The 25757-nt window shown below is 70.4% G+C and carries 29 protein-coding genes and 1 pseudogene; 22 read left to right on the top strand and 8 right to left on the bottom strand.

The window, feature by feature from the left end:
• The first annotated feature begins 7 nt into the window (after positions 1-7).
• The 11 genes and pseudogenes from FHP06_RS03385 (at position 8) to FHP06_RS03335 (ending at position 9629) form a co-directional block, all read left to right on the top strand.
• The gene (locus tag FHP06_RS03385) at positions 8-1687 is read left to right on the top strand and encodes a ribonuclease J (protein WP_147683749.1); all 1680 of its coding nucleotides are present in this window, start codon (positions 8-10) and stop codon (positions 1685-1687) included.
• Positions 1688-1866: 179 nt separating this feature from the next.
• Positions 1867-2562, top strand: a complete 696-nt coding sequence (locus tag FHP06_RS03380; protein WP_147683747.1) for a sirohydrochlorin chelatase — start codon at positions 1867-1869, stop codon at positions 2560-2562.
• Positions 2563-2704: 142 nt separating this feature from the next.
• Positions 2705-5158: an FtsK/SpoIIIE family DNA translocase gene (locus FHP06_RS03375; protein WP_147683746.1), complete on the top strand. Its 2454-nt coding sequence runs from the start codon at positions 2705-2707 to the stop codon at positions 5156-5158.
• Entirely contained in the window at positions 5155-5640 is a 486-nt protein-coding gene (locus FHP06_RS03370; RefSeq protein WP_147683744.1) for a hypothetical protein, read from the top strand. The genes FHP06_RS03375 and FHP06_RS03370 overlap by 4 nt, the downstream gene beginning before the upstream one ends.
• A 41-nt stretch (positions 5641-5681) precedes the next feature.
• Positions 5682-6281 carry a CDP-alcohol phosphatidyltransferase family protein gene (locus tag FHP06_RS03365; protein ID WP_147683742.1) on the top strand — a complete coding sequence of 200 codons (600 nt, stop codon included), beginning with the start codon at positions 5682-5684 and terminating at the stop codon, positions 6279-6281.
• On the top strand, positions 6278-6772 hold the full coding sequence (locus tag FHP06_RS03360) for a CinA family protein (RefSeq protein ID WP_222706330.1): 495 nt from the start codon (positions 6278-6280) through the stop codon (positions 6770-6772). Before FHP06_RS03365 ends, FHP06_RS03360 begins: the two co-directional genes overlap by 4 nt.
• A 24-nt stretch (positions 6773-6796) precedes the next feature.
• Positions 6797-7090 carry a helix-turn-helix domain-containing protein gene (locus tag FHP06_RS03355; protein ID WP_147683740.1) on the top strand — a complete coding sequence of 98 codons (294 nt, stop codon included), beginning with the start codon at positions 6797-6799 and terminating at the stop codon, positions 7088-7090.
• On the top strand, positions 7090-7284 hold the full coding sequence (locus tag FHP06_RS03350) for a DUF3046 domain-containing protein (protein ID WP_147683738.1): 195 nt from the start codon (positions 7090-7092) through the stop codon (positions 7282-7284). Before FHP06_RS03355 ends, FHP06_RS03350 begins: the two co-directional genes overlap by 1 nt.
• An 85-nt stretch (positions 7285-7369) precedes the next feature.
• Positions 7370-7801, top strand: a pseudogene (locus FHP06_RS03345) (GNAT family N-acetyltransferase); the annotation flags it as partial.
• A gap of 266 nt (positions 7802-8067) precedes the next feature.
• Complete coding sequence (gene recA, locus FHP06_RS03340; RefSeq protein WP_456236634.1) at positions 8068-9123, top strand: recombinase RecA; 1056 nt, start codon at positions 8068-8070, stop codon at positions 9121-9123.
• A gap of 2 nt (positions 9124-9125) precedes the next feature.
• Positions 9126-9629, top strand: a complete 504-nt coding sequence (locus tag FHP06_RS03335) for a regulatory protein RecX (RefSeq protein ID WP_147683733.1) — start codon at positions 9126-9128, stop codon at positions 9627-9629.
• Between the two features lie 20 nt (positions 9630-9649).
• Here the strand turns inward: FHP06_RS03335 and FHP06_RS03330 are convergent, their stop codons facing one another.
• Positions 9650-10480: a class I SAM-dependent methyltransferase gene (locus FHP06_RS03330; protein WP_147683731.1), complete on the bottom strand. Its 831-nt coding sequence runs from the start codon at positions 10478-10480 to the stop codon at positions 9650-9652.
• Between the two features lie 93 nt (positions 10481-10573).
• Here FHP06_RS03330 and FHP06_RS03325 point away from each other — a divergent pair, with 93 nt between their 5' ends.
• Positions 10574-11257 (top strand): winged helix-turn-helix transcriptional regulator, encoded by a 684-nt coding sequence (locus FHP06_RS03325; protein ID WP_147683729.1) that lies wholly within the window; start codon positions 10574-10576, stop codon positions 11255-11257.
• Here the strand turns inward: FHP06_RS03325 and FHP06_RS03320 are convergent.
• Positions 11211-11801, bottom strand: coding sequence for a PadR family transcriptional regulator (locus FHP06_RS03320; protein WP_147683727.1), 591 nt, complete (start codon positions 11799-11801; stop codon positions 11211-11213). The genes FHP06_RS03325 and FHP06_RS03320 overlap by 47 nt on opposite strands.
• 45 nt (positions 11802-11846) lie before the next feature.
• Here FHP06_RS03320 and FHP06_RS03315 point away from each other — a divergent pair, with 45 nt between their 5' ends.
• Both FHP06_RS03315 and FHP06_RS03310 read left to right on the top strand, forming a co-directional pair.
• Complete coding sequence (locus tag FHP06_RS03315) at positions 11847-12932, top strand: WD40/YVTN/BNR-like repeat-containing protein (protein ID WP_147683725.1); 1086 nt, start codon at positions 11847-11849, stop codon at positions 12930-12932.
• A 45-nt stretch (positions 12933-12977) separates the two neighbouring features.
• Entirely contained in the window at positions 12978-13436 is a 459-nt protein-coding gene (locus FHP06_RS03310) for a hotdog fold domain-containing protein (RefSeq protein ID WP_147683723.1), read from the top strand.
• Between the two features lie 3 nt (positions 13437-13439).
• Here the strand turns inward: FHP06_RS03310 and FHP06_RS03305 are convergent, their stop codons facing one another.
• From FHP06_RS03305 to FHP06_RS03290, 4 genes are all read right to left on the bottom strand, one after another.
• The gene (locus FHP06_RS03305; protein WP_147683721.1) at positions 13440-14309 is read right to left on the bottom strand and encodes an amino acid ABC transporter permease; all 870 of its coding nucleotides are present in this window, start codon (positions 14307-14309) and stop codon (positions 13440-13442) included.
• Positions 14309-14953, bottom strand: coding sequence for an amino acid ABC transporter permease (locus FHP06_RS03300; protein ID WP_147683719.1), 645 nt, complete (start codon positions 14951-14953; stop codon positions 14309-14311). Before FHP06_RS03300 ends, FHP06_RS03305 begins: the two co-directional genes overlap by 1 nt.
• A 69-nt stretch (positions 14954-15022) precedes the next feature.
• On the bottom strand, positions 15023-15901 hold the full coding sequence (locus FHP06_RS03295; RefSeq protein WP_147683717.1) for a glutamate ABC transporter substrate-binding protein: 879 nt from the start codon (positions 15899-15901) through the stop codon (positions 15023-15025).
• Between the two features lie 22 nt (positions 15902-15923).
• Positions 15924-16652, bottom strand: coding sequence for an amino acid ABC transporter ATP-binding protein (locus FHP06_RS03290; protein ID WP_147683888.1), 729 nt, complete (start codon positions 16650-16652; stop codon positions 15924-15926).
• A 118-nt stretch (positions 16653-16770) separates the two neighbouring features.
• Between FHP06_RS03290 and miaB the strand changes: the two genes are divergently transcribed.
• The 4 genes from miaB (at position 16771) to FHP06_RS03270 (ending at position 21073) form a co-directional block, all read left to right on the top strand.
• Positions 16771-18240, top strand: a complete 1470-nt coding sequence (gene miaB / locus FHP06_RS03285; RefSeq protein WP_147683715.1) for a tRNA (N6-isopentenyl adenosine(37)-C2)-methylthiotransferase MiaB — start codon at positions 16771-16773, stop codon at positions 18238-18240.
• Positions 18234-18710, top strand: a complete 477-nt coding sequence (locus tag FHP06_RS03280; protein WP_147683713.1) for a GNAT family N-acetyltransferase — start codon at positions 18234-18236, stop codon at positions 18708-18710. The genes miaB and FHP06_RS03280 overlap by 7 nt, the downstream gene beginning before the upstream one ends.
• A gap of 86 nt (positions 18711-18796) precedes the next feature.
• Entirely contained in the window at positions 18797-20404 is a 1608-nt protein-coding gene (locus FHP06_RS03275; protein WP_147683711.1) for an alpha/beta fold hydrolase, read from the top strand.
• Between the two features lie 102 nt (positions 20405-20506).
• Positions 20507-21073, top strand: a complete 567-nt coding sequence (locus FHP06_RS03270) for an HhH-GPD-type base excision DNA repair protein (RefSeq protein ID WP_147683709.1) — start codon at positions 20507-20509, stop codon at positions 21071-21073.
• On the opposite strand, the gene FHP06_RS03265 is transcribed toward FHP06_RS03270, so the two are convergent.
• On the bottom strand, positions 21070-21642 hold the full coding sequence (locus FHP06_RS03265) for a hypothetical protein (RefSeq protein WP_147683707.1): 573 nt from the start codon (positions 21640-21642) through the stop codon (positions 21070-21072). The two genes, FHP06_RS03270 and FHP06_RS03265, sit on opposite strands and share 4 nt — an antisense overlap.
• Before the next feature lie 32 nt (positions 21643-21674).
• Between FHP06_RS03265 and FHP06_RS03260 the strand changes: the two genes are divergently transcribed.
• On the top strand, positions 21675-22316 hold the full coding sequence (locus FHP06_RS03260; RefSeq protein ID WP_147683705.1) for a class III extradiol ring-cleavage dioxygenase family protein: 642 nt from the start codon (positions 21675-21677) through the stop codon (positions 22314-22316).
• 6 nt (positions 22317-22322) lie between these two features.
• Here FHP06_RS03260 and FHP06_RS03255 read toward each other — a convergent pair whose 3' ends face one another.
• Positions 22323-22517, bottom strand: a complete 195-nt coding sequence (locus FHP06_RS03255; protein ID WP_147683703.1) for an antitoxin — start codon at positions 22515-22517, stop codon at positions 22323-22325.
• Positions 22518-22586: 69 nt separating this feature from the next.
• Between FHP06_RS03255 and miaA the strand changes: the two genes are divergently transcribed.
• From miaA to hflX, 3 genes are read left to right on the top strand one after another with little or no spacing between them, the layout of a single operon-like run.
• Positions 22587-23504, top strand: a complete 918-nt coding sequence (miaA, locus tag FHP06_RS03250) for a tRNA (adenosine(37)-N6)-dimethylallyltransferase MiaA (RefSeq protein ID WP_147683701.1) — start codon at positions 22587-22589, stop codon at positions 23502-23504.
• Between the two features lie 9 nt (positions 23505-23513).
• A complete protein-coding gene (dapF, locus tag FHP06_RS03245) occupies positions 23514-24332 on the top strand; it encodes a diaminopimelate epimerase (RefSeq protein WP_147683700.1) in 819 nt (272 codons plus the stop codon).
• On the top strand, positions 24329-25696 hold the full coding sequence (gene hflX, locus FHP06_RS03240; protein WP_230973386.1) for a GTPase HflX: 1368 nt from the start codon (positions 24329-24331) through the stop codon (positions 25694-25696). The genes dapF and hflX overlap by 4 nt, the downstream gene beginning before the upstream one ends.
• Positions 25697-25757 lie beyond the last annotated feature (61 nt).

Raw genomic sequence — 25757 nt, 5'->3', positions numbered from 1 at the left:
GGTCCCCTTGAGCCACATGCACCTGGAGCTGCCGCCGCCCCCTGCGCTCGCGCCGGGGGCGCTGCGCGTCATCCCGCTCGGCGGCCTGGGCGAGATCGGCCGCAACATGACGGTCTTCGAGTTCGGCGGCAAGCTGCTCGTCGTCGACTGCGGGGTCCTGTTCCCGGAGGAGCACCACCCCGGCGTCGACCTGATCCTCCCGGACTTCGGACCCATCCGGCACCGGCTCGAGGACGTCGTCGGCATCGTGCTCACGCACGGCCACGAGGACCACATCGGCGGTGTGCCGTACCTGCTGCGCGAGCGTGCCGACATCCCGGTCGTCGGCTCCAAGCTGACGCTCGCCCTGGTCGACCCGAAGCTCAAGGAGCACCGCCTCAAGGAGGTGCCGCGGCACGTCGTCAGCGAGAACGACACGCTGGAGCTGGGGCCGTTCAGCCTCGAGTTCGTGGCGGTCAACCACTCCATCCCGGACGCGCTGGCCGTCGCGATCAAGACGCCGGCCGGCGTCGCGCTGCACACCGGCGACTTCAAGATGGACCAGCTGCCGCTCGACGGCCGGATCACCGACCTGCGGGCGTTCGCACGCCTGGGCGAGGCCGGCGTCGACCTCTTCCTCACCGACTCCACGAACGCCGACGTCCCCGGCTTCACCACGCCGGAACGCAACATCACGCCCGCCATCGACGCCGTCTTCGCGCGCAGCGAGCAGCGCATCATCGTGGCGTCGTTCGCGTCGCACGTGCACCGCGTCCAGCAGGTCCTCGACGCCGCCGCCCGCCACGGCCGCAAGGTCGCGTACGTCGGCCGCTCGATGGTGCGGAACATGCAGATCGCCCGTGAGCTCGGCTACCTGAACGTCCCCGACGGCGTCGTCGTCGACAAGATCGACGCCGCGCCGCCGGAGCGCATGGTGCTGATGTCGACCGGCTCGCAGGGCGAGCCCATGGCGGCGCTCTCGCGCATCGCCAACAACAGCCATCCGCAGGTCAGCATCGAGCCCGGCGACACCGTGCTGCTCGCGTCGTCGCTGATCCCCGGCAACGAGAATGCCGTCTACCGCGTCATCGACGGGCTCACCCGGCTCGGCGCGCACGTCGTGCACAAGGGCAACGCGCTCGTGCACGTCTCCGGCCACGCCTCGGCCGGCGAGCTCCTCTACGCGTACAACATCGTCAAGCCCACCAACGTCCTGCCGGTGCACGGCGAGATCCGGCACCTGCACGCGAACGGCGCGCTGGCCCGCCAGACCGGCGTGCCCACAGTGCTGCTCGCCGAGGACGGCTTCGCCATCGACCTCGTCGACGGCCACGCCTCGATCGCGGGCGCCGTCGAGTGCGGCTACGTCTACGTCGACGGGTCGTCGGTCGGCGACCTCACCGAGACCGAGCTCAAGGACCGCCGCATCCTCGGCGACGAGGGCTTCATCTCGGTGATCGTCGTCGTCGACTCCACCACCGGGAAGATCGTGTCGGGCCCGGAGATCCACGCGCGTGGCCTGGCCGAGGACGACGCCGTCTTCGACGAGGTGCAGCCGCGCCTGGTGTCCGCCGTGGAGGAGGCGCTCGCCGAGGGCACCCACGACACCGCGCAGCTGCAGCAGGTCATGCGGCGCACCGTCGGGTCGTTCGCCGGCCGCAAGCTGCGCCGCCGCCCGATGATCATCCCGATCGTCCTCGAGGCCTGATTCCCGGGAGTTCACCAGCCGGAAACGTCGCCGCGGCCCGCAGGAAACCTGCGCTGGCTAGCGTCGCAGACGTCCGGCAACGGGGCCGGACCACGCGGAGCGACCGACCCGGCCGTGCGTGGGCGTCACGCACGACCCACCACGGCCGGCCGGTCCCCGGGGGAGGTGCGGTGGTGACCATGCGTTCTCCGAGCGAGGCCCTGCTCGCCTGCTCCTCGGCCCGGTCCGACGCCACCGAGCGCCTGGCGCTGCGCATGCTGGTCGGCGCCGTGCGCCGGGACGCCCCGTCGCTGGACGTGCGCGACGTCCCGGCGGACCTGCTGGCGTCGGACTCCGCCGGTCCGCCCGTCCGGGTCGCCGTGCCGTTGACGCTCACCGAGGGTGGCGACGTCGGCGCGGCGCTCTCCATCGCCGCCCGCAACGACCCGACGCTGGTGGTCGCGAGAGCCCTCGGTCCGGACTGGGCGCTGGCCGAGGTGTGCGTGCAGCGGCTCGTGGAGGCCGGGGCGCGCAAGGGTGACTCGATCGTGCTCGGGGTGGCCGGGTCGCACGACGACGCGACGATCGCCGGCTACTCGCGGGCCGCGCAGCTGGTCAGCGCGGTCTGGGGCGGACCGGTGCACATCGGCTCCGTCGGCGGCCGCGACACGCCGCTCACCGACGCGGTCGACATCGCGCGCGCCTACGGCCGCCGCGTCGTGGTGGCGTCCTACGTGCTGACCCCCGGGCGGTCGGCGGAGATGTTCCGGCACGTCGGCGGTGACCTCGTCACCGAGCCGCTGATCGGCGGGGGAGTCCCGGACCCGCGGGTCGTGAGCCTCGTCGTGAGCCGGTTCCACCAGGCCCTCGGCGTCGGGGTCCCGTCGCTGAGATAGGCGGTTTACCCGGTTCAGCGGGGAAACCTTCACTCCTCCAGGCAAATTTGCCCCGAGGAGTGCTGGTTTCCCCACTGAACTGGGTAAACCTCCACGGGCGTGGGAGACGGGCAAGTCTCGACTTTCCCTTTAGGCTTTGCGCATGGCGACCCGTACGTCTTCCCCGCCGCGCAAGCGGCCGTCCGGCAGCCAGGCCCGCAAGAAGCCTGCCGCCCGCAAACGTCCTGCCCAACGGCGACCTGCGCCCAGACGACGGCCGGCCCGCTCCGGGCCGGGCCCGGTCGCGACGGTACTCGGCGGTCTCGCCGGGCTGCTGCGCGCCATCTGGCTCGGCCTCGCCGGGATGACCGGCGCGGTCGCCCGCAGCATCGGCCACTCGGCGTCCGACCTGGATCCCGAGGCGCGCCGTGACGGCGTCGGGTTCGGCATCCTCGGCCTGGCCATCGTGGTCGCGGCCTCGGTGTGGTGGCAGATCCCGGGCGCCGTCGGCGACGGCATCCGCACCGCCACCACGGGCAGCGTCGGCCTGCTGGCCTGGGCCGTCCCGATCCTGCTGGTCGTCGTCGCCTGGCGGACGCTGCGCCACCCGGACCGCAACGGTCCCGCCGGTCGCCAGGTCATCGGCTGGGCCGCCATCTGTGGCGGCGTGCTGGGCCTCGTGCACCTGTCGCACGGCGTCCCGCGTCCCGACGACATGGACGCGGTCCGTGAGGCCGGGGGAGCGATCGGCTTCCTGTTCTCGGCCATCCTGGTCGACCTGCTGAAGAGCCCCTACGCGGTCGCGCCGCTGCTCGGGCTCGTCGTCGTGTTCGGCCTCCTGGTCGTCACCAGCACGCCATTGCACGCCGTGCCCGAGCGCGTCCGCGGCCTCCGCGACAAGGCGCTCGGCCGCACCGCCGAGGAGAAGCCGGCCGCGCCGGAGCGCAAGCGTCATCCGCGCACCGTGCACACGGACGAGCCGTACGAGAACCCGCTGGTCGACGGCCCCGACGACGACCGCCAGGTCCCGGTCAAGCCCAAGCGTCCCGCCCCGGTCGAGGACGCCACCGACACCGAGGACACCGAGTCCGTCCCGCAGCCGCCGCTCGAGCCGCTGCCCACCCGCGCCGAGCAGCTCGCGCTGTCCGGCGACGTCGTCTACTCGCTGCCCGACAGCACCGTGCTGCGCGAGGGCAGTCCGCACAAGGCCCGTTCCGCCGCGTCCGACGAGGTCGTCGAGCGCCTGACCGAGGTCCTCGAGCAGTTCCAGATCGACGCCCAGGTCACCGGCTACACCCGCGGCCCCACGGTCACGCGGTACGAGGTGGAGCTCGGTCCTGCCGTCAAGGTCGAGAAGGTCACCGCCCTCAGCAAGAACATCGCGTACGCGGTGGCGTCGAACGAGGTGCGCATCCTCAGCCCGATCCCCGGCAAGTCCGCGATCGGCGTGGAGATCCCCAACGTCGACAAGGAGATGGTGAGCCTCGGCGACGTCCTGCGGTCGCAGAAGGCCCGCAGCGACCACCACCCGATGGTGATCGGTCTCGGCAAGGACGTCGAGGGCGGCTTCGTCGTCGCGAACCTCGCGAAGATGCCGCACCTGCTCGTCGCGGGCGCCACCGGCTCGGGCAAGTCGAGCTTCGTGAACTCGATGATCGGCTCGATCCTCATGCGCTCCACGCCCGACGAAGTCCGCATGATCATGGTCGACCCCAAGCGCGTCGAGCTCACTGCCTACGAGGGCATCCCGCACCTGATCACGCCGATCATCACCAACCCGAAGAAGGCCGCCGAGGCCCTGCAGTGGGTCGTGCGCGAGATGGACATGCGCTACGACGACCTGTCGGCCTTCGGCTTCCGGCACATCGACGACTTCAACAAGGCCGTCCGCGCCGGCACCGTGCAGGTGCCGCCGGGCAGCGAGCGCCAGCTGGCGCCGTACCCGTACCTCCTCGTCGTCGTCGACGAGCTCGCCGACCTGATGATGGTCGCCCCCCGCGACGTCGAGGACGCGATCGTCCGCATCACCCAGCTGGCGCGCGCGGCCGGCATCCACCTCGTGCTCGCCACGCAGCGCCCGAGCGTCGACGTCGTCACCGGCCTGATCAAGGCCAACGTGCCCAGCCGGCTGGCGTTCGCCACCAGCTCGATCACCGACAGCCGGGTCATCCTCGACCAGCCGGGCGCGGAGAAGCTCGTCGGCCAGGGTGACGGGTTGTTCCTGCCGATGGGCGCCAACAAGGCGATGCGCATGCAGGGCGCCTGGATCACCGAGGCGGAGATCAAGGAGATCGTCAAGCACTGCCGCGACCAGCTGCAGCCGGTCTACCGCGAGGACGTCACCGCCCCGCAGGCGAGCAAGCGGGAGCTGGATGACGACATCGGCGACGACCTGGACCTCGTGCTGCAGGCCGTGGAGCTGGTGGTCACCACGCAGTTCGGGTCCACGTCGATGCTGCAGCGCAAGCTGCGGGTCGGCTTCGCGAAGGCCGGGCGCCTGATGGACATCCTGGAGAGCCGCGGCGTCGTCGGGCCCAGCGAGGGCTCCAAGGCGCGTGACGTGCTCATCAACGCCGACGACCTCGACGACGTCCTGGCCAGCATCAGCGCCGGATGAACGGACCCACGAGCATGCTGCACGACCCGCCCCCGGACGCCGTGACCGAGCGCGCCCCGTTCGTGATCCTGAGGCGCACGAGCCTGTACGTCGTGCTGACCATCGCGGCCTTCCTGCTGGCCCTCGGCTTCGCCTGGTTCGCGTACGACCGGTCCGAGCCGCTGTTCTGGGTCCCGGTCGCGGTGCTGGGCGGGCTCGGGCTGCTGACCCTCCCCGGGGTCAGGGACTCCCGCACGCCGCTGTTCGTGGCCGACGACCACGGCGTCCGCATGCGTCACCGCGAGAGCTGGATCGGGCTGCTGTGGAACGAGATGGCCGAGATCGTCGTCGAGCCGCGGACCGGACGGCACGACCCGCGGGTGAAGGTCGTCAGCCTGGACGGCCTGCACATCTACAGCGCGCCGGTGGGACTGTCCACGAACGTCTCGGTCGACGAGGCCGAGGCCGCCCTGGCAAGCCGTCGACCGCCTGCCGCATACTGAGTCGACCGCTCAGCAACGACCGCTCGGCACGAAGGGGCTCCATGGAGACGGCTGCGCCGCCCAGCAACCTGAACATCGCCAACGCGCTGACCGTGCTGCGGATCCTGGGCGTCCCGGTGTTCGGCTGGCTGCTCCTCACCGACGGCGGGGACGACGTCTCGTTCCGCGTCTGGGCGTGGGTCGCCTTCGGCCTGCTGATGATCACCGACCGCATCGACGGCGACATCGCCCGCAGTCGCGGCCTCGTCACCAACTTCGGCAAGCTGGCCGACCCCATCGCCGACAAGGCCCTCACCGGCATGGCGTTCGTCGGGCTGGCGATCATCTTCGACAATTGGCTGTTCTGGACCGTCGTCATCGTGCTGCTCGTGCGCGAGTGGGGCATCACGCTCATGCGCTTCGTGGTCAAGAAGTACGGCGTCATGCCGGCCAGCCAGGGCGGACGCATCAAGACCACCCTTCAGGCGCTGGCGATCGGCGGCTACGTGCTCCCGTTCGAGATCTGGGACAACACGATCAGCGACGTCCTGCGCTGGGCCACGCACGTCACGATGGCCGCCGCGGTCGCCGTCACGCTCGTCACCGCCGTCCAGTACGTGCAGGACGCCCGACGCCTCCGATCCGAGCAGAAGGCCGCGTGAGCACCGGCGTCGTCATCGACGTCGTCGAGGTGCTCCGGGCGATCGACGGCACGGTGGCGGTCGCCGAGTCGCTCACCGGCGGCCTGGTCACCGCGCGGATCGTCGACGTGCCCGGCGCCTCCGAGGTGCTGATGGGCGGCGTCGTCGCCTACGCGCCGGACGCCAAGTCGAACGTCCTGGGGGTGGACCAGGGCCTCATCGAGCGGGTCGGCACCGTCCATGCCGACGTCGCCGCGGCGATGGCCACCGGGGTGGCCGAGCTGATGGGTGCCGACTGGGGCATCGCCACCACCGGCAACGCCGGACCCGAGCCGAGCGAGGGGAAGCCGGTGGGCCGTGTCCACATCGGCGTGGCCGGTCCCAGCGGCGTCGTCACCGAGGAGCTGAACCTGCCCGGAGGCCGCCTGGAGATCCGCGAGCAGACCGTCGACGCCGTGCTGTCCCTCCTGGTCGCTAGGCTGGGGGAAGAATCCACGGACGACCGTCGTTGAGACTGGCATGGACGGAGGTGCTCGATGACCGCGATGCGACAGCTGGTCGGTGAGGTGCTCCGCGCCCGCCGGATCGCCCAGGGCCTGACCCTGCGCGACGTCTCCGCCCGGGCCCGCGTCAGCCTCGGCTACATCTCCGAGGTCGAGCGCGGCCAGAAGGAGCCCAGCTCCGAGCTGCTCGCGGCCCTCGCCGCCGCCCTGGACGTCCCGCTCTCGAAGCTCCTGCTCGACGTCAGCGCCCTGCTGGCCATCGAGGAGGCCACGGACCTGGCCAGCGTCTCGTCCATCACCCCGGACGTGTCCGCCAGCGCCGCCTGATGCGGCACAGCGAGCTCTGGGAGCGCATGGAGCGCCACCTCGGTCCGGGGTACGCGGCCGTCTGGGCCGACACGCACGTCATGCGGCTTCTCGGCGGCCGCACCGCTCGCGAGGCGCTCGACGCGGGCGAGACGCCCAAGACGGTGTGGCGGGCCGTGCACGCCACGCTCGAGCTGCCGGCCACCGAGCGTTGATCCCCGGCGTCGACCTCCTCCCGGTCACGTCGGCCGACGTCGACGACGTCCACGCACTGTTCTCCGATCCCGCACCTGGCGCCACTTTCCGTCGGGCCGGTTCACCGAGGTGGCGCAGACGGTCGCGCTGATCGACCGGTTCGTCCGCGAGTGGCAGGAGGTCGGCCTCAGCCAGTGGGTGGTGCGCGACGCGTCGGGTGCGCTGCTGGGCCTCGCCGGCGTGGTCCCCCGCGAGCGTTGGTGGAACCTCGGGTACCGGTTCACCCCGTCGGCGTGGGGGAGAGGATTGGCCACCGACGTGTCGCTGGAGGCCATCACCCTGGCGCGTGAGCTGCGGCCCGACCTGCCCGTCATCACCCGGTCCCTGGCCAACAATCCGGCGTCGGGACGCGTCGCCGAGCGCGCGGGGCTGCGGCTGGCCTGGCGCGGACCGTCCACCGACGGTCCGGAACGGCTGGTCCATGCCGACCGCGACCTCGATCCGGACGTGCTCGCAGCGCTCGTCGAACTGGGCTGATCCACCTCGGCGTGTCGCACCTGATCGAACAGATGTTCGTACTAGGTTCGTTCACAGGTTGACGGTGCGAGGACGTCGTCCACAGGCGGATCGAAGAGGTCCATGAATGTCTGAGGGTCCTCGTAGCGTCGAAGACAACCGGCCGCCCACCGAGAGAACGGATCCCTCAGATGCCTCCCAAGAGTCCTCAGCGCGAGGTCCCCACCCGCGACAGCAACGGTCGCGAGACCAACGACAGCGACAAGGCCAAGGCGCTCGACAACGCGATCGCCCAGGTCCACCGCGCCCACGGCAAGGGTGCCGTCATGCGCCTCGGTGAGCGCAGCCGTGCGCCCATCGACGTCATCCCCACCGGCGCCACCGCGCTCGACGTCGCGCTCGGCATCGGGGGCCTGCCCCGTGGCCGCGTCGTCGAGATCTACGGCCCGGAGTCCTCGGGCAAGACCACGGTGGCCCTGCACGCGGTCGCCAACGCGCAGAAGGCCGGGGGAGTGGCGGCGTTCATCGACGCCGAGCACGCGCTCGACCCGGAGTACGCCCGCAAGCTCGGCGTCGACACCGACGCCCTGCTGATCTCCCAGCCCGACAGCGGTGAGCAGGCGCTCGAGATCGCCGACATGCTCATCCGCTCCGGCGCGCTCGACATCATCGTCATCGACTCCGTGGCCGCTCTCGTGCCCCGCGCCGAGATCGACGGCGAGATGGGCGACAGCCACGTCGGCCTCCAGGCCCGGCTCATGAGCCAGGCGCTGCGCAAGATGACCGGCGCCATCAACGGCTCCGGCACCACGGCCATCTTCATCAACCAGCTGCGCGAGAAGATCGGCGTGATGTTCGGGTCGCCGGAGACCACCACGGGCGGCAAGGCGCTGAAGTTCTACGCCTCGGTCCGGCTCGACGTCCGCCGCATCGAGACGCTCAAGGACGGCACCGACATGGTCGGCAACCGCACGCGCATCAAGGTGGTCAAGAACAAGCTGGCCCCGCCGTTCAAGCAGGCCGAGTTCGACATCATGTACGGCCAAGGCATCAGCCGCGAGGGCAGTCTCATCGACGTCGGCGTCGAGGCGGGCATGGTCCGCAAGGCCGGCGCCTGGTACACGTACGAGGGCGACCAGCTCGGGCAGGGCAAGGAGAACGCCCGCCAGTTCCTCAAGGACAACCCGGACCTCGCCGACGAGCTCGAGAAGCGCATCAAGGAGCACCTGGGGGTCGGGGCGCGGGTCGACGAGCCGGCCGACTCCGACGTCATCGACGTCATCGAGGCCGCGTCGGCCGACGCCGAGCCCGCGATGGCCGCTCCGGGCGACATCGAGTTCTGAGCATGAGCGACGCCGAGTCCGACCCGGCCTCGTTCGCCCGCACGATCCTGCTGCGGCGGCTGACCGATCAGCCCCGCAGCAGGGCCGAGCTGGCGGAGTCGCTGGCCAAGAAGAACGTCCCCGACGACGTCGCCGGTGAGGTGCTCGACCGCTTCGAGGAGGTCGGCCTCATCGACGACGAGGACTTCGCCCGCTCATGGGTGCAGTCCCGTCAGCGCAGCCGTGGCGTCGCCTCGAAGGTCCTGGCCATGGAGCTGCGGCGCAAGGGCGTCGACGACGAGACGTCGCGCGAAGTGCTGTCCGAGCTCGACCCCGAGGTCGAGCGGCAGAACGCCCACCGGCTGGTGCAGAAGAAGCTGCGCTCCATGCAGGGGCTGGACTCCTCCACGCAGATCCGCCGACTGACGGCCATGCTCGCGCGCAAGGGCTATGCCCCGCAGGTCGCGTTCGACGTGGTCCGGGTCGAGCTGGAGGCGTTCGAGGCACCCCCGCTCGATTCTGCCTAGCCCGACCCGGACGTTCGTCGTCAGACCCGCGTGGCGGTCAGCAGTAGGTACTCCCACTGCATCGTGCGGCTGCCTTCGCCGTGGCGCGCGGCCAGGTCGTCGAGCGCCTCGTCGAGCGCCGCTGTGCGTTCCGGGTCGTCCGCCAGCGAGCTGTACACCGCGATCGTCGGGCCGTAGCGCGCCGAGAAGTAGCGACGGAAGTCGCCCCGCTCGGTGAAGCCGGGCACGGCGACGGTGCGTCGCTCGGCGCGGACGTTCGTGACCCGGTCGCCGAGCAGCTCCCGCACGTGGTCCTCGCTGCCCCACAGCGGGGGCGGCTGGACGCCGGCAGGCGGCGGCGGCGCGAACGGCTTCATGGTCGCGAACAGCTCGCCGATGAAGCCGTCCGGCGTCCAGGCGATGAGCCCGATGGTGCCGCCGGGGCGACAGATCCGCACGAGCTCGTCGGCGGCCGGCTGGTGGTGCGGCGCGAACATCACGCCGACGCAGGAGATCACGTGGTCGGCCTGGCCGTCGCCGAACGGCAGGGCCTCGGCGTCGGCCTCCTCCCAGCGCAGGGTCGCGCCTCGCTGGGCGGCCACGGCGCGACCGGCGTCGAGCAGGTCGGGCACGAGATCGCTCGCGATGACGTCGGCACCGGCCAGTGCTGCGGGGATCGCGGCGTTGCCGGATCCGGCGGCGACGTCGATCACGGTGTCGCCCGCGGTGATGCCGCAGGCCTCCACCAGCACGGGTCCGAGATCCGGGATGATCTCGGCAGCCACCGCGGGGTAGTCGCCGAGAGCCCACATGGTCTTGTGCTTGGCCTTCAGCGCCCTGTCCTCGTCGGTGAGGGTGGCTTGATCAGTCATGGGATGTCCTCCTTGGGGGTGAGGACTCGACCGTACGAAGCCTGGAATCGCGTTCCTAGTACACGATCTGTACTGCGGCGTACGCTCCCGAGCATGGGTGCCCCGTATCACCAGTTCTGCCCGGTCTCGAAGGCCATGGAGCTGCTCGACGAGCGGTGGACCATGCTCGTGGTCCGCGAGCTGGTCATGGGTTCCGAGCGCTTCAACGACCTGCGCCGCGGGCTGCCGCGCATGTCACCGACGCTGCTGTCACGGCGTCTGCAGCAGCTGGAGCGGGCGGGCATCGTCGAGCGCACCGCCGACGGCGGCGACGTCCGCTACCGCCTGACCGAGGCCGGCGAGGAGCTGCGACCCGTGGTCGAGGCCGTCGGTGCGTGGGGCACGCGATGGATCGGCGAGCTCGGGGACGTCGACCTCGATCCCAAGCTGCTGGTGTGGGACATGCACCGCAGCGTCGACGTGGCCGCGATCCCGGAGGGCCGCACGGTCGTCCAGCTCCAGTTCCCGGACGCGCCGCGCGGTCAGCGCGACTGGTGGCTGGTGATCACGGCGGACGAGACCGACGTGTGCGACGTCGACCCCGGGTTCGACGTCAACGTCAGCATCTCCTCCTCACTGCACACCCTGACGTCGGTCTGGCGAGGAGACCTGGAGTGGGGAGCGGCGGTGAAGTCCGGCTCGCTCCAGGTCGACGGTCCGGCGCCGCTGCGTCGCGCGGTGCCGGAGTGGTTCACGCTCTCCGTGTTCGCGGGGGTCCCGCGTCCGGCGATCCGCTGATGTCTTTGCGCAAGCGGGCCACGATGTCGGCCTCGTTGTCGTAGAACGACAGGCCCCACTCGGCCACGCGTGCGGGGAAGCGGAACTGCTCGATGTCGCCGAGCCGGTCTCGCACCTCCTGGAGCTCCGCGCGGCGCTCGGCGAGCCGGTCGACGTACGTCGTCAGCATCGCCTCGACCGCCTCCGGCCCCATCAGGCTGCCGAGCATCAGGCGCATGGCGATCGGGTGCTTGAGCACCGGGAGCTCGTCGGTGGACTCCAGCAGCCAGTCGTTCAGCGCCGCGCGTCCCGTGGCCGTGATCGTGAACCGACGCGTGGTGCGCTTGCCCTCCTGCGCCTCGGTGGAGGAGACGTGGCCGTGTTCGTCGAGGCGGTCCAGCTCGGTGTAGATCTGGCTCATCGCCGGCGACGTCCAGTAGAACCGGAGCGTGCGGTCGGCGCGCTGCTTGAGCTCGTAGCCGGTCATCCCGACGGTGGAGCTCTCCGGGTCCAGCATGAGGAGCCCGAGGAGCGCGTACGCCGTCGTTGACACCGTGGGGGGCACGCTCCTAGCGTACTGTTCCAACTAGGAATATGCACCGGAGGCGTCATGAGCGAGACAGTCCTGCTGGTCGGCACCCGCAAGGGTCTGTTCATCGGTCGGTCCGACGAGGACCGAGGCAGCTGGACCTGGGACGCGCCCCAGTTCCCGATGCAGGAGATCTACTCCGTCGCGCTCGACACCCGGCCCGGAACCGCGCGGCTGCTCGCGGGGGCCACCAGCCCGCACTGGGGTCCGCAGGTGTTCCGCTCCGACGACCTCGGCCGGACGTGGGAGGAGACCAAGGGCGGCGCCATCCGCTTCCCGGAGGACACCGGTGCCGCGCTCGAGCGCGTGTGGCAGCTGCGGCCGGCGCCCGCCGACCAGCCCGGCGTCGTCTACGCGGGCACCGAGCCGTCGGCGATCTTCCGCTCCACCGACGGCGGTGAGACGTTCGAGATCATCCGCAGCCTCTGGGACCACCCGCACCGCCCGCACTGGCAGCCGGGCGGCGGTGGCCAGGCCATCCACACGATCGTGCCGCACCCCACCGACGCGGACGTGGTGACGGTCGCGATGTCCACCGGCGGCGTCTACCGCACCGAGGACGGCGGCGCGTCCTGGACGCCGTACAACCGAGGCATCGGCGCGGAGTTCATCCCCGGCGAGACGCCGGAGTACGGCCAGTGCGTGCACAAGGTCGCCGTCGACGCCGGTGACCCGGACCGGCTGTACGCCCAGAACCACGGCGGCGTGTTCCGCAGCGACGACGCCGGCCGGTCGTGGCACTCGATCGCCGACGGCCTGCCGGCGGACTTCGGGTTCCCGATCGTCGCCCACCCGCACCGTCCGGGCACCGTCTACGTCTTCCCGCTCGTCGCCGACATCGAGCGGTTCCCGCCTTCCGGCAAGCCGGCCGTGTGGCGGTCCGACGACGCGGGGGAGACCTGGCGGGAGACCGGGCCGGGCCTCCCGGCCGAGGCGCACACCGCGGTCCTGCGCGACGGCTTCAGCTCCGACACCGCTGACCCGGTCGGCCTCTACATCGGCACGCGGCACGGCGCCGTCTGGGTCAGCAACGACGAGGGCGGCACGTGGGCCGAGGTCCGCACGAACCTGCCCGACGTGCTGTGCATCCGCGCCGCTCAGGTGTGACGCAGGACGCTGACAGCGATGGTGTCACGGTCGTAGGCTGAGGCCATGCCGTCGACCCTCGACCTCTACCAGAAGACGACCGCGCTGCCGCAGGGCAAGCGCCTCTTCTCGATCTTGTTCAGTCAGAAGGCGCCGTACTTCGGCTCGATACACCTGCGCGTGCGCGAGATGCGTCCGCACTACGCGGAGATCGCCATCCCGAAGCGCCGCAGCGTGCAGAACCACATCGGCACCGTGCACGCGATCGCGGTCTGCAACGGGCTGGAGGCGGCCATGGGCCTGCTCGCCGAGGCGACGACCCCGAAGGACCACCGGTGGCTGCCCAAGGGCATGGAGGTCGAGTACCTCGCGAAGTCGACCACAGACCTCGTCTGCACGGCCGAGACCACCGAGGCCGACTGGGCCGGCGCGCCCGACGTGCCCGTCACGGTCAAGGCGACCCGCAAGGACGGCACGGTGGTCGTCCAGGGCACCATCCACCTCTGGGTGACGCCGAAGCGCTGACGCTCAGATTCGGAGACCGGCACCGCTGGCGCCCGCGTCGGGCTGCGACTGCACGATCCCGCCAACCACCTCAACCTGCTTCTCGCCGACGTAGCGGCGCTGCACCCACGTCGCCAACGCGGAAAGCAGCAGGTTGAGGACGATGTAGAACGCCGCCAGGACGAGCGCGGTCTGGATGGTGTTGCGGAACTCGCCGTAGACGAGCTTGCCCGCCACCGTGATCCCGGGGGCCAGGATCGCGTAGCCGAGGCTGGTGTCCTTCAGGGCGACGATCGCCTGGCTGATGATCGCCGGAATCATGATCTTGATCGCCTGAGGCAGCAGGATGATCCGCATGACCTGGCTCTTGCGCATGCCGATCGCGTAGGCCGCCTCCGCCTGTCCCGACGGCACGGCGTTGATGCCGGCGCGGACGATCTCGGCGATGACCGAGCCGTTGTAGAGGATGAGCCCGACGACCAGGGCGACGAAGGCCGGGTTTCCCGGCTGAGCGTCCAGGTAGTACCAGGTCGCGATGATGACCATCAGCAGCGGGACAGCCCGGAAGAACTCGACGACGACCCACGCCGGCCAGCGGACGAGTCGGTGGTCCGAGAGCTTGGCGACTCCGAAGACGATCCCGAAGGCGACGGCACCGATGACCGCGAAGATCGCGGCGCCGACGGTCTTGTAGAGACCCTCGAGCAGCACGTTGATGATCCGCGGCGTGACGAAGGGCTCCCAGTAGCGGTACGCGAACTGGTCCTTCTCCCACAGCTTCCAGATGATCGCGCCGAGGATGGCCGCCAGCACGATGGCGGAGACGACGCCGTAGAGACGGTGGCGCGCCCGGGTCTTGGGTCCGGGGGCGTCGAACAGGACGGAGGCGGCCATCAGGCGATCCTCCAGCGTCGCTCGAGCAGTGCGGCGCCGAGCGAGATGAGCTCGACGATGACGACGTAGAACAGGGCGATGCCGATGAAGATCCACCACAGCTGCGACGGGTAGTCGTTCAGCAGACCCTTCATGCGGGCGGTGAGGTCGAGGAGGCCGAAGATCGAGACGAGGGAGGTGTTCTTGGTCAGGGCGATCAGCACGCTGGCGACCGGCGGGACCACGGCCCGGAACGCCTGGGGGAGCACCACGTGCCGCATCGTCTGGGTGAAGCCGAGGCCGATCGACCGGGCCGCCTCCGCCTGGCCGATCGGGATCGAGTTGACGCCCGCCCGCAACGCCTCGCAGATGAACGGCGACGTGTAGAGCGTGAGCGCGAGGACGTTGAGGTTGAAGTAGCTGAAGTGGATGCCGAGCTTGGGCAGCCCGAAGAACAGCAGCAGGAGCAGGATCAGCAGCGGGTTGTTGCGGAAGATGTTGACGTAGACGGTGCCCGCGACGTTGAGGACACGGACCGGCCCGACCCGCATGGCCGCGAGGACGGTGCCGAACAGCAGCGACAGGAGGCCGGAGACCAGCAGCAGCTTCAGGGTGACGCCGAACGCGCGGAACAGCACGTCGGCGTTGTCGATCAGCACGTCCACGCGGGCGGTCCTCCTTTCACGGCCCGAGGGACGGCCGGGGCCCGCAGCGGGCCCCGGCCGAACCGTCGATCAGGGGCAGGGATCCATCTTCGGCGGCTCCGGGGTCTCGACCCCGGACTTGCCGAGCGTGGCCTCGAAGGCCTTCGCCCAGTCGCCGTTGTCCTCCGCCTCCTTGATGGTGTCGACGATGAACTGGCACAGCTCCGGCTTGTCCTTGCTGTAGCCGACGCCGTAGTTCTCCGTGGAGAACGGGTCGCCCACGACCTCGAGCTCGTCGGGGTTCTCCGCGGCGTAGCCGAGCAGGATCGAGCCGTCGGTCGTCATCGAGTCGATGCTGCCGTCGAGCACCTGGTCACGGCACTGCGAGTACGTCTCGAAGCCCTTCACCTTGGCACCCTTGGCCTCGACCTGCGCGAGCGAGGTCGAGCCCGTCACCGAGCAGACGTCCTTGCCCTTGATGTCGTCGACGCTCTTGATGTTGCTGCCCTTCTTCACCAGCAGCTGCTGGCCGGTGACGTAGTAGGGCCCGGCCTGGCCGACCACCTTGCGGCGGTCGTCGGTGATCGAGTACGACGCGATCACGAAGTCGACCGTGCCCTTCTGCAGGAACGGTTCGCGGTTGTCGGAGATCGTCTCGATCCAGTCGACGTCGGAGGGCTTGATGCCGAGCTTCGCGGCGATGATCTTGCCGATCTCCACGTCGAAGCCGGTCGGGATGTCGACGCCGGCCTTCTTGAAGCCCAGGCCCGGCTGGTCGAACTTGACGCCGATCTTGACCTTGCCGGACTCGGCGAGCGCCTTCATGGCGGTGCCGTCCTCGAACTGGCTGGCGGCGTCCTTCGCGACGTCGTTGTCGACCGGGTTGCTGTCGTCCTCCCCAGCGCTGCCGCACGCCGCCAGTACGAGCGCTGCGGCTGCCGCGATGACGGCGAGTCGTGTGCGTTTCATGGTGTCCCCTTCGTGTTGTCGGTCAGTGCTTGAGGATCTTGCCGAGGAAGTCCTTGGCTCGATCCGACTCTGGGTTCGTGAAGAACTGGTCCGGGGTGTTCTGCTCGACGATCCGCCCGTCGGCCATGAACAGCACCCGGTCGGCCGCGGTGCGGGCGAAGCCCATCTCATGGGTGACGACGATCATGGTCATGCCGCCCTTGGCGAGGTCGACCATCACGTCGAGCACCTCCTTGATCATCTCCGGGTCGAGGGCGGACGTCGGCTCGTCGAAGAGCATCACCTTGGGATCCATCGCGAGCGCGCGGGCGATGGCGACGCGCTGCTGCTGGCCGCCGGAGAGCTGCGCCGGGTACTTGTCGGCCTGCGCCTGGATGCCGACCCGCTCGAGCAGCTCGTCGGCACGCCGGTCGGCGTCGGCCTTGGAGGCCTTGCGGACGCGGATCGGGCCGAGCGTGACGTTCTCGCGGATCGTCTTGTGCGCGAACAGGTTGAAGGACTGGAACACCATGCCGACGTCGGCGCGGAGGTCGGCGAGGGCCTTGCCCTCCTCGGGCAGCGGGCGGCCGTCGATCTCGATGCTGCCGGCGTCGATCGTCTCCAGCCGGTTGATCGTGCGGCACAGGGTGGACTTGCCGGACCCGGACGGTCCGATGACCACGACGACCTCGCCGCGGGCCACCTCGAGCTCGATGTCCTGGAGCACATGCAGGCTGCCGAAGTGCTTCTGCACGCCCCGCATGGCCACCATCGGTGTGTCGACCATGCGCCTCAACCTATCCACAAAGTCGGGTGGGCGGGCAGTCGTCGTTGGCCACCGCAACCCAATCGTCACCAACGTTCGGTGCCGCCCGTACGCTTGACCTGCGATGACCCGGACCTACGAGGTGCGCACCTACGGGTGCCAGATGAACGTGCACGACAGCGAGCGGCTGTCGGGCCTGCTCGAGGCTGCCGGCTACCAGCCCGCCGCCGACGACGTGCCGGACCTGGTCGTCTTCAACACCTGCGCCGTCCGCGAGAACGCGGACAACAAGCTGTACGGCAACCTCGGCCACGTCGCGTCGGTGAAGGCCGCTCACCCCGGCATGCAGATCGCCGTCGGCGGGTGCCTCGCGCAGAAGGACCGCGAGACCATCACGCGCCGGGCTCCGTACGTCGACGTCGTCTTCGGCACCCACAACATCGGGTCGCTGCCGGTGCTCCTGGAGCGGGCCCGGGTGCAGCAGGAGGCGCAGGTCGAGATCCTCGAGTCGCTCGAGGTCTTCCCGTCCACGCTGCCCACCAAGCGCGACTCGGTGTTCGCCGCCTGGGTGTCCATCAGCGTCGGCTGCAACAACACCTGCACGTTCTGCATCGTCCCGAGCCTGCGCGGCAAGGAGAAGGACCGCCGCCCCGGCGACGTCCTCGCCGAGGTCGAGGCGCTCGTCGCCGACGGCGTCGTCGAGGTCACGCTGCTCGGCCAGAACGTCAACGCCTACGGCGTCGAGCTCGGCGACCGGTTCGCGTTCGGCAAGCTGCTGCGCGCGTGCGGTGAGATCGACGGGCTCGAGCGGGTCCGCTTCACCAGCCCGCACCCCAAGGACTTCACCGACGACGTCATCGCCGCCATGGCCGAGACGCCCAACGTCATGCCGCAGCTGCACATGCCGCTGCAGTCCGGGTCCGACCGCGTGTTGAAGGCGATGCGCCGCTCGTACCGGCGCGACAAGTACCTCGGCATCATCGAGCGGGTCCGGGCCGCGATGCCCGACGCCGCCATCACCACCGACATCATCGTCGGGTTCCCCGGCGAGACCGACGAGGACTTCGAGCAGACCCTCGAGGTCGTGCGGGAGTCGCGCTTCGCGAGCGCGTTCACGTTCCAGTACTCGCCACGCCCGGGCACGCCCGCGGCGACGCTCGACCACCAGGTCCCCAAGGGCGTCGTCCAGGAGCGCTACGAGCGGCTGGCCGCCCTCGTCGACGAGATCGCGTGGGACGAGAACCGCGCCCTCGTCGGCCGCACCGTCGAGCTGCTGGTCTCCGACCCGTCCGCCGCGGGCGGCCGTAAGGACCGCGAGACGCACCGCCTGACCGGCCGCGCCCGCGACAACCGGCTTGTGCACTTCAACCCGGGCGAGCACCCGGTGCGCCCGGGCGACGTCGTGGAGACCGAGATTACCGGCGCGGCCCCGCACCACCTGATCAGCGACGATCCACGCATCACCCATCGGCGCACGCGCGCCGGTGACGCCTGGGAGGCGGCGCAGCAGACCTCCACCGGTTCCGTCGGTCTCGGGATGCCAGGGATCGGCGCTCCGCCGGTGCTGGCAGACGCGCCGGGCTGCGCATGCTGAGGCTGCGGGTCGCGACCGTCGACGACCTCGACGCGATCGTGGAGCTGCAGGCCCGGTGCTGGCTGGAGTCGTACGCCGGCGTCGTGCCGCAGGAGAAGGCCCTGGACGGCGGCGGCCACTCGCGCCGGCGTCGCTGGGCCGACCGCATCGTGATGCGTCGCCGCCACGTGCGCGTGGCCGACGAGGACGGCCAGGTCGTCGGCGTCGTGAGCTGGGGCGAGGGTGCCACCGGCGATCGGCGCGGCATGGAGCTGAAGGACCTCCTGGTCAGCTCGAGCCACCACGGCAACGGCCTCGCCGACGAGCTGCTCGACCTGGTCCCGACCCGAGAGCCGGTGTTCCTGTGGGTGTACCGCGACAGCGCGCCCGCCCGCGAGTTCTACGAGCGCGCCGGCTTCGTCTCCACGGGCACCACGGGCGTCGATGTCGACACCGGGGTCGACGTCGTGCTGATGGTCCGCGAGGACTGACCACACCTGTTGCGCGGGCCAACCACCGCGTGTGAGGCTGACCCGGACCGGCTCCGGATCGGGGCCCGATGTCCTCGGGGGGACACATGCGCAGAACACTTCTGTGCGCACTGGCGGCGATCTCGCTGTGCGCGCTCTTCCTGCCCGCGTCAAGCGCGGGAGCGGCCGACGTGGCCGCCAAGAAGCCGGGCTTCACGCCCACGATCTCCTGGCACGAGTGCGCGAGCGCCGGCCTGCGGGCCAGGGGCGCCGAGTGCGGTGACGTCACCGTCCCGCTCGACTACGCCAAGCCGGACGGCAAGACCATCACCGTCGCGATGTCGCGCATCAAGCACACCGTGCCGGACGACGAGTACCAGGGCATCATGCTGGTCAACCCGGGCGGTCCCGGCGGCTCGGGCCTGACGCTGTCGGTCCTCGGCGAGTACGTGCCGAAGGGCGCCGGCAAGGCCTACGACTGGATCGGCTTCGACCCGCGCGGCGTGGGCTCCAGCAAGCCCGCCGTCTCGTGCGACGACACCTACGCCGGCGCCGGCTACGACCGCCCGCGGTTCGTCCCGACGGACAAGAAGGACGAGAACGCGTGGATGAAGATCACCCACGACTACACCGCCCGGTGCGCGGCGAACAACGGCTCGATCCTCAAGCACGTCACGACCGTCGAGGCCGCCAAGGACATGGACAGCATCCGCCAGGCGCTGGGGGAGAAGACCCTCAACTACTACGGCTTCTCGTACGGCACGTACCTCGGCCAGGTGTACGCGTCGCTGTTCCCGAGCCACCTGCGCCGCGCCGTGTTCGACGGGACCGTCGACCCCCGCGGCGTCTGGTACGACAGCAACCTGTCGCAGGACGCGCCGTTCGACAAGAACATCAACATCTGGTTCGGCTGGCTCGCCGAGCACGACGACGTCTACCACCTCGGCGACACCCAGGCGAAGGTGCACGACCTCTTCTACGACACCGAGGAGAAGCTCTACGCCGACCCGGTGCAGGCCGACGGCGGCAAGCTCGGCGGCAGCGAGTGGTCCGACGCCTTCCTGTACGCCGGGTACTACCAGTCCACCTGGACAGGTCTCGCCGACGTGTTCTCCGCGTTCGTCAACGACGGTGACGTCGCCGCCCTGGAGTCGGCCTACCTCGACGCGAGCGGCTACGGCAGCGACAACGGCTACGCGATGTACCTCGGCGTCGAGTGCACCGACACGAAGTGGCCGCACAGCTGGAAGACGTGGTCGTGGGACAACTGGGCGATCCACGCGGTGGCTCCGTACGAGACGTGGGCGAACGCCTGGTTCAACGAGCCGTGCCGCCACTGGCCGGCCCCGTCGCAGAAGGCGCAGAAGATCGACGGCAAGAAGACGGACAGCCTGCTGATGATCGTCGAGACGCTGGACGCCGCCACGCCGTACAAGGGCAGCCTCTACGTCCGGTCGATCTTCCCGCACGCGAGCCTGATCGCCGTGCCGGGCGGCACGACGCACGCGAACTCGCTCAACGGCAACGCATGCGTCGACGACGCCATCGCCGACTACCTGCTCACGGGCGCCCGGCCGGCGCGCCAGGCCGGGGACGGTCCAGACGTGGAGTGCGAAGCGCTGCCGCAGCCGGAGCCGTCGGTCACGATGTTGCAGCGGCAGGCCGCGAGCGGGTCGGTGCGTCTGGACATGCAGAAGGCTGCGGTCCGTCCGTAGCCCGCTGATTCGCTGGGAGTGACGTTTTCGCCCGGTTCTCCGGAGAATCCGGGTCAAAACGTCACTCTCAGCGTGGACAGGCACTCATGGCAGGATGACCACATGCCGCAGCTGACCATCGCGCAGGACCCCGAGGCCGACAAGATCCTGTCCGAGGACCCGTTCGCCCTGCTCACCGGCACGCTGCTCGACCAGCAGTACCCCATGGAACATGCCTTCCGTGGACCGGCGAAGATCGTCGGCCGGTTCGGCACGCTCGACCCGGCCACCATCGCGGACGCCGACCCGGACGAGTTCGCCGAGCTCTGTGCCACGCCTCCGGCCATCCACCGCTACGGACGGTCGATGGCAGGCCGCGTGCAGGCCCTCGCGCGCCACGTCGTCGACGAGTACGACGGCGACGCGGCCCGCATCTGGACCGACGCACGGTCGGGGGAGGAGCTGATGAAGCGGCTCCAGGCCCTGCCGGGTTACGGCGAGCAGAAGGCAAAGATCTTCGTCGCGCTGCTGGCGAAGCAGCTCGACGTGAAGCCGCGGGGCTGGACCACGGTCGTCGGCGACTACGGCAAGAAGGGCTTCCGCTCGGTCGCCGACGTCGTCGACGCCGAGTCGCTCGGCAAGGTCCGCGCGTTCAAGAAGCAGAAGAAGGCCGCGGCGAAGGCCGGCTAGACGTCGGACCCGCCCGCGGAGCGCGGTTCGAGCAGGACGTCGGGCACGTCGCAGACGTTGCTGCCGGCCAGGTCCATGCGCTCGGTGATGGGGGAGCCGTCGGGAGCACGGGGGACCCGGAAGGCGGTGGACCCGCCGCGACGCACGCGCGCGAGGTAGTCGGCGCGGGCGCGGACCAGAGACTCCCAGTCTGCGAGCCAGCCGTCGACCGGTCGATCCGCGGCGCGCTCGGCGGCGTCGATCCGGCGGATGTTCTCCACCATGGTGAGCACGGCGACGTTCTGGTCGCTGAGTGCGGCGAGCCGTTCCTGCGGCGTCCCGTCGAAGGGCATGCCCTCGACCGTGGACGTCATCAGGCTGCACTCGCGGCGCGCGACGTCGACGACGTGCTCGTCGTCGATGATGCCCGGGAAGTCGCGGTCGCCGAGCTCGGCGATCACGGCGACGGCCGTGCCCATGGCCACCAGCGCAGCCAGCCCGGCCGCGATCGACACCCACAGCCACCCGCGCCAGACCGGGGGAGCGGGGAACCGCCAGACCTGCCGCGGCGGGTACCCCTGGGCGTTCACCGGGTCATCGTCGCACGGCTAACCTCGAGGGCGTGATCATCGCCGCCGCCGTGTGCCCGCACCCGCCGGCGCTGGTGGCGGAGGTCGCCGGAGCCGCCGACGAGCTCGCCGACGTGCGTGAGCAGGCGCTCGCCGCCGTCGAGGCGCTGGTCGGTGCCAGCCCCGACCGGGTCGTGGTGCTCGGTGCGGGCGATCCCGGCTACACCGCGGACGAGTCCGCCGGAGGGACGTTGGCGGGCCACGGCGTGGACGTCCGGGCCGGGGGGGCACGGCTGGGGCTGCCGCTGAGCCTCACCGTCGGCGCCTGGCTCCTGGACCAGGTGCATTGGCAGGATCCACGCACGTACACCACCGAGGTGCCCGACTCCCACGACCGGGTGGCCCTGCTCGTGATGGCCGACGGCAGCGCGCGACGCAGCCTGGCCGCACCTGGGCACCTCGACGAGCGCGCCGAGGCGTTCGACGCCGGGATCGCCCGCGCCCTGGCCGAGGGAGACGCCGCGGCCCTGGCCGACCTCGACCTCGACCTCGCCGGCGAGCTGCTCGCGTCGGGTGCTCCCACGCTCGTCCGGCTCGGAGAGGCGACGAAGGGCACCGACGTCGCGGCGCGGCTGCGCTGCGACGTGGCGCCCTTCGGTGTCGGCTACTGGGTGGCCGACTGGACGATCAGCTAGCAGCCGTCACTCGGTGGCGTCCTTCGCCTTCTCTGCCGCGGAGTCGATCTGGTCGGAGTACTTGCCCTTGGTGGCGTCGTCCGCGAGGTCGGCGACCTTGTCGATGGCGTCGTCGACCTTGTCGTCGTGCTCGTGCATCAGCTCCTCAGCCTTGTCCTTGATCTCGTCGCTCTTGCCCTTGAACTTGTCCAGGAACCCCATGGTCCCTCCTCGGTGTCGTGACGGGCCGATGCCCCCGATGTCTCGGACACTACTGCGACAATCGCGCACATGTCTGCCCTCGATCGCATCGTCGTCGTGGTCGGCCCCACCGCGTCGGGCAAGTCCGACCTCGCCATCGCCGTGGCGCAGCGGCTCGGCTCCGCGGAGATCGTCAACGCCGACTCGATGCAGCTCTACCGGGGGATGGACGTCGGGACGGCGAAGCTGCCCGAGGCCGATCGCGGCGGCGTCCGTCACCACCTGCTCGACGTCCTCGACGTCACCGAGGGCGCGTCGGTGGCCGCCTTCCAGCGCGCGGCCCGGACCGCGATCGAGGACTGTCGCGCGCGGGGCGTGACACCGATCCTCGTCGGCGGGTCGTCGCTGTACGTCCGCGCCGTCGTCGACCGTCTGGACTTCCCGGGGACGGACCCGGTGGTCCGGGCTCGCTGGGCCGCCGAGCTGGAGACCGTGGGGCCGGAGGCGCTGCACGAGCGGCTCGCCGCCGCCGACCCCGCCGCTGCCGCACGGATCCTGCCGAGCAACGGGCGCCGGATCGTCCGCGCCCTGGAGGTGATCGAGCTGACCGGGGAGGCGTTCACCGCGGAGCTGCCCCCGCACGAGTCGGTGTACGACGACGTCGTCCTGCTCGGTCTCGAGGTGCCGCGCGACGTGCTCGACGACCGCATCACGCGTCGCGTCGACGCGATGTTCGCCGCCGGCCTCGTCGACGAGGTGCGCGCGCTCGCCGACCAGGGACTCGTCGGCAGCCCCACGGCGGAGCGGGCACTCGGGTATGCGCAGGTCCTGACACTGCTGCGGGGCGAGTGCACCGAGCGGGAGGCCAAGGACGCGACGGTGGCCGCGACCCGGAAGTTCGCCCGGCGTCAGGACCGGCTGTTCCACCAGGACCCTCGGGTGCAGTGGCTGGCACACGACGACCCGGCCCTCGTCGACGCGGCAGTCGGGGTCGTCACCCGCCCGTAGACTGGTCCCATGACGTTTCCATGGCTCAAGGGGCACGGCACGGAGAACGACTTCGTGCTGCTTCCTGACCATGACGGCACGGTCCACGGCACGCTCGACCCTGCCTTCGTGGCCGGGCTCTGCGACCGTCGGCGCGGCATCGGCGCCGACGGCGTCATGCGTGTCATCCGCACCGCTGCGCTCGGTGAGCCTTCTGATGCCACCTGGTTCATGGACTACTCCAATGCCGACGGCTCGGTGAGCGAGATGTGTGGCAACGGCGTCCGGGTCTTTGCCCTGCACCTCCTGCAGGAGGGCTTGGTTCCGGAGGGTGAGCCGATCGTCATCGGAACCCGCGGTGGCGACAAGACCGTGACGCCGCACGAGGACATGTTCAGCGTGGACATGGGCTTGCCAGAAGTTCGCGGCTACTCAAAGGTCAGCGCCAACGGCCGCACGTGGGAAGCCCAGGACGTTCGCACCGGCAACCCGCATGCGGTCGCGTTCGTCGATTCCCTCTCCGACGCGGGCTACTTGGTCGACCAGCCGGATTTCGACCATTCGGTGTACCCAGAGGGCGTGAACATCGAGTTCGTGCAGCGGGTTGACGCCGAGCACATCAAGCTGCGTGTCCATGAGCGCGGATCTGGCGAGACGCGCTCATGCGGCACTGGGGCATGTGCAGCTGTCGTCGCGCACGCTCTTGATCGTCGGACGTCAGATCCCTTGCACTGCCGTGTCGACGTTCCCGGGGGGACCGTCTGGGTGGACTGGGGACCTTCAATGCCCCTCACGCTCACCGGACCGGCCGAGATCGTCGCCCGAGGCGAGATGGACTGGCTCTCGTGAGTGAACCGGGCACGGACGGACTCGAGCTCGAGGAACGGCAGTCGCTGCGACGCGTCTCCGGGCTGCGCACCGAGCTCGAGGACATCACCGAGGTCGAGTACCGGCAGCTGCGCCTCGAGCGCGTGGTCCTCGTAGGGGTGTGGACCGAGGGCACGGTCGAGGACGCCGAGAACTCGCTCACCGAGCTGAAGCTGCTCGCCGAGACCGCCGGCTCGGAGGTTCTCGACGCGCTGATGCAGCGTCGCCAGAAGCCCGACCCCGCCACGTACATCGGCCGAGGGAAGGTCGACGAGCTCCGCGACGCCGTGCAGGCCAGCGGCGCCGACACCGTGATCTGCGACGGCGAGCTCGCGCCGGGCCAGCTCCGCAACCTGGAGGACCGCACCAAGGTCAAGGTCGTCGACCGCACGGCGCTGATCCTCGACATCTTCGCCCAGCACGCGAAGAGCGCCGAGGGCAAGGCGCAGGTCGAGCTCGCGCAGCTGCAGTACCAGACCCAGCGCCTGCGCGGCTGGGGCGGCCAGCTGTCCCGTCAGGCCGGCGGCCGTGCCGCGGGCGGCGAGGGCATCGGCGGCCGCGGCCCTGGTGAGACGAAGCTCGAGACCGACCGCCGCCGCATACAGGCCAAGATGGCCAAGCTGCGCCGCGAGCTCGCGATGCTGCGCACCACGCGTGACACCAAGAAGGCCAACCGACGCCGCAACGCCATCCCGTCGGTCTCCATCGCCGGGTACACCAACGCCGGCAAGTCCAGCCTGCTGAACCGCCTCACCGGCGCGGGCGTGCTGGTGGAGGACGCGCTGTTCGCCACGCTGGACCCCACCACCCGGCGCACCCAGACCTCCGACGGCCGCGTCTACACGCTGTCCGACACCGTCGGGTTCGTCCGGCACCTCCCGCACCAGCTCGTCGAGGCGTTCCGCTCCACCCTGGAGGAGGTCGCCGAGTCCGACCTCGTCCTGCACGTCGTCGACGGCTCGCACCCGGACCCGGAGGGCCAGATCGCCGCGGTGCGCGAGGTGTTCGCGGAGATCGGCGCGCAGAAGGTGCCAGAGATCGTCGTCATCAACAAGGCCGATACCGCCGACCCCCTCGTGGTCAAGCAGGTGCTCGCCCGCGAGCCGCACGCCGTCGTGGTCAGCGCACACACCGGCGAGGGCATCGACGAGCTGCTGTCGGCCGTCGAGGCCGACCTCCCGCGGCCGGCCACCGTCGTCGACGTCGTCGTGCCGTACGCGCGTGGCGACCTGCTCAGCCAGGTGCACGAGTCCGGCGAGATCGAGAGCCTCGACCACGCCGCTGACGGCACCCACATCGTGGCCCGCGTCCCCGAGGACCTCGCCCACCAGCTCCAGTCCCTCTAGAGCGATCACGGTGGTCGAGTGCCCGGCGAGCGCCAGCGAGTCGGGCGTATCGAGACCACAC

This window comes from Aeromicrobium terrae (assembly GCF_008039565.1).
Taxonomy (GTDB): Bacteria; Actinomycetota; Actinomycetes; order Propionibacteriales; family Nocardioidaceae; genus Aeromicrobium; species Aeromicrobium terrae.
The sequence above is the reverse complement of the archived record's forward strand: the minus strand, read 5'-3'. Positions and strand labels throughout refer to the sequence as shown.

What these genes read in the sequence shown, in the direction of transcription:
- FHP06_RS03380 (WP_147683747.1), top strand. Translation starts at nt 1,867, where the DNA reads ATGCGTTCTCCGAGCGAGGCCCTGCTCGCCTGCTCCTCGGCCCGGTCC.
- FHP06_RS03375 (WP_147683746.1), top strand. Translation starts at nt 2,705, where the DNA reads ATGGCGACCCGTACGTCTTCCCCGCCGCGCAAGCGGCCGTCCGGCAGC.
- FHP06_RS03370 (WP_147683744.1), top strand. Translation starts at nt 5,155, where the DNA reads ATGAACGGACCCACGAGCATGCTGCACGACCCGCCCCCGGACGCCGTG.
- FHP06_RS03365 (WP_147683742.1), top strand. Translation starts at nt 5,682, where the DNA reads ATGGAGACGGCTGCGCCGCCCAGCAACCTGAACATCGCCAACGCGCTG.
- FHP06_RS03355 (WP_147683740.1), top strand. Translation starts at nt 6,797, where the DNA reads ATGACCGCGATGCGACAGCTGGTCGGTGAGGTGCTCCGCGCCCGCCGG.
- FHP06_RS03350 (WP_147683738.1), top strand. Translation starts at nt 7,090, where the DNA reads ATGCGGCACAGCGAGCTCTGGGAGCGCATGGAGCGCCACCTCGGTCCG.
- FHP06_RS03335 (WP_147683733.1), top strand. Translation starts at nt 9,126, where the DNA reads ATGAGCGACGCCGAGTCCGACCCGGCCTCGTTCGCCCGCACGATCCTG.
- FHP06_RS03330 (WP_147683731.1), bottom strand. Translation starts at nt 10,480, where the DNA reads ATGACTGATCAAGCCACCCTCACCGACGAGGACAGGGCGCTGAAGGCC.
- FHP06_RS03325 (WP_147683729.1), top strand. Translation starts at nt 10,574, where the DNA reads ATGGGTGCCCCGTATCACCAGTTCTGCCCGGTCTCGAAGGCCATGGAG.
- FHP06_RS03315 (WP_147683725.1), top strand. Translation starts at nt 11,847, where the DNA reads ATGAGCGAGACAGTCCTGCTGGTCGGCACCCGCAAGGGTCTGTTCATC.
- FHP06_RS03310 (WP_147683723.1), top strand. Translation starts at nt 12,978, where the DNA reads ATGCCGTCGACCCTCGACCTCTACCAGAAGACGACCGCGCTGCCGCAG.
- FHP06_RS03305 (WP_147683721.1), bottom strand. Translation starts at nt 14,309, where the DNA reads ATGGCCGCCTCCGTCCTGTTCGACGCCCCCGGACCCAAGACCCGGGCG.
- FHP06_RS03295 (WP_147683717.1), bottom strand. Translation starts at nt 15,901, where the DNA reads ATGAAACGCACACGACTCGCCGTCATCGCGGCAGCCGCAGCGCTCGTA.
- FHP06_RS03290 (WP_147683888.1), bottom strand. Translation starts at nt 16,652, where the DNA reads ATGGTGGCCATGCGGGGCGTGCAGAAGCACTTCGGCAGCCTGCATGTG.
- miaB (WP_147683715.1), top strand. Translation starts at nt 16,771, where the DNA reads ATGACCCGGACCTACGAGGTGCGCACCTACGGGTGCCAGATGAACGTG.
- FHP06_RS03280 (WP_147683713.1), top strand. Translation starts at nt 18,234, where the DNA reads ATGCTGAGGCTGCGGGTCGCGACCGTCGACGACCTCGACGCGATCGTG.
- FHP06_RS03275 (WP_147683711.1), top strand. Translation starts at nt 18,797, where the DNA reads ATGCGCAGAACACTTCTGTGCGCACTGGCGGCGATCTCGCTGTGCGCG.
- FHP06_RS03270 (WP_147683709.1), top strand. Translation starts at nt 20,507, where the DNA reads ATGCCGCAGCTGACCATCGCGCAGGACCCCGAGGCCGACAAGATCCTG.
- FHP06_RS03255 (WP_147683703.1), bottom strand. Translation starts at nt 22,517, where the DNA reads ATGGGGTTCCTGGACAAGTTCAAGGGCAAGAGCGACGAGATCAAGGAC.
- miaA (WP_147683701.1), top strand. Translation starts at nt 22,587, where the DNA reads ATGTCTGCCCTCGATCGCATCGTCGTCGTGGTCGGCCCCACCGCGTCG.
- dapF (WP_147683700.1), top strand. Translation starts at nt 23,514, where the DNA reads ATGACGTTTCCATGGCTCAAGGGGCACGGCACGGAGAACGACTTCGTG.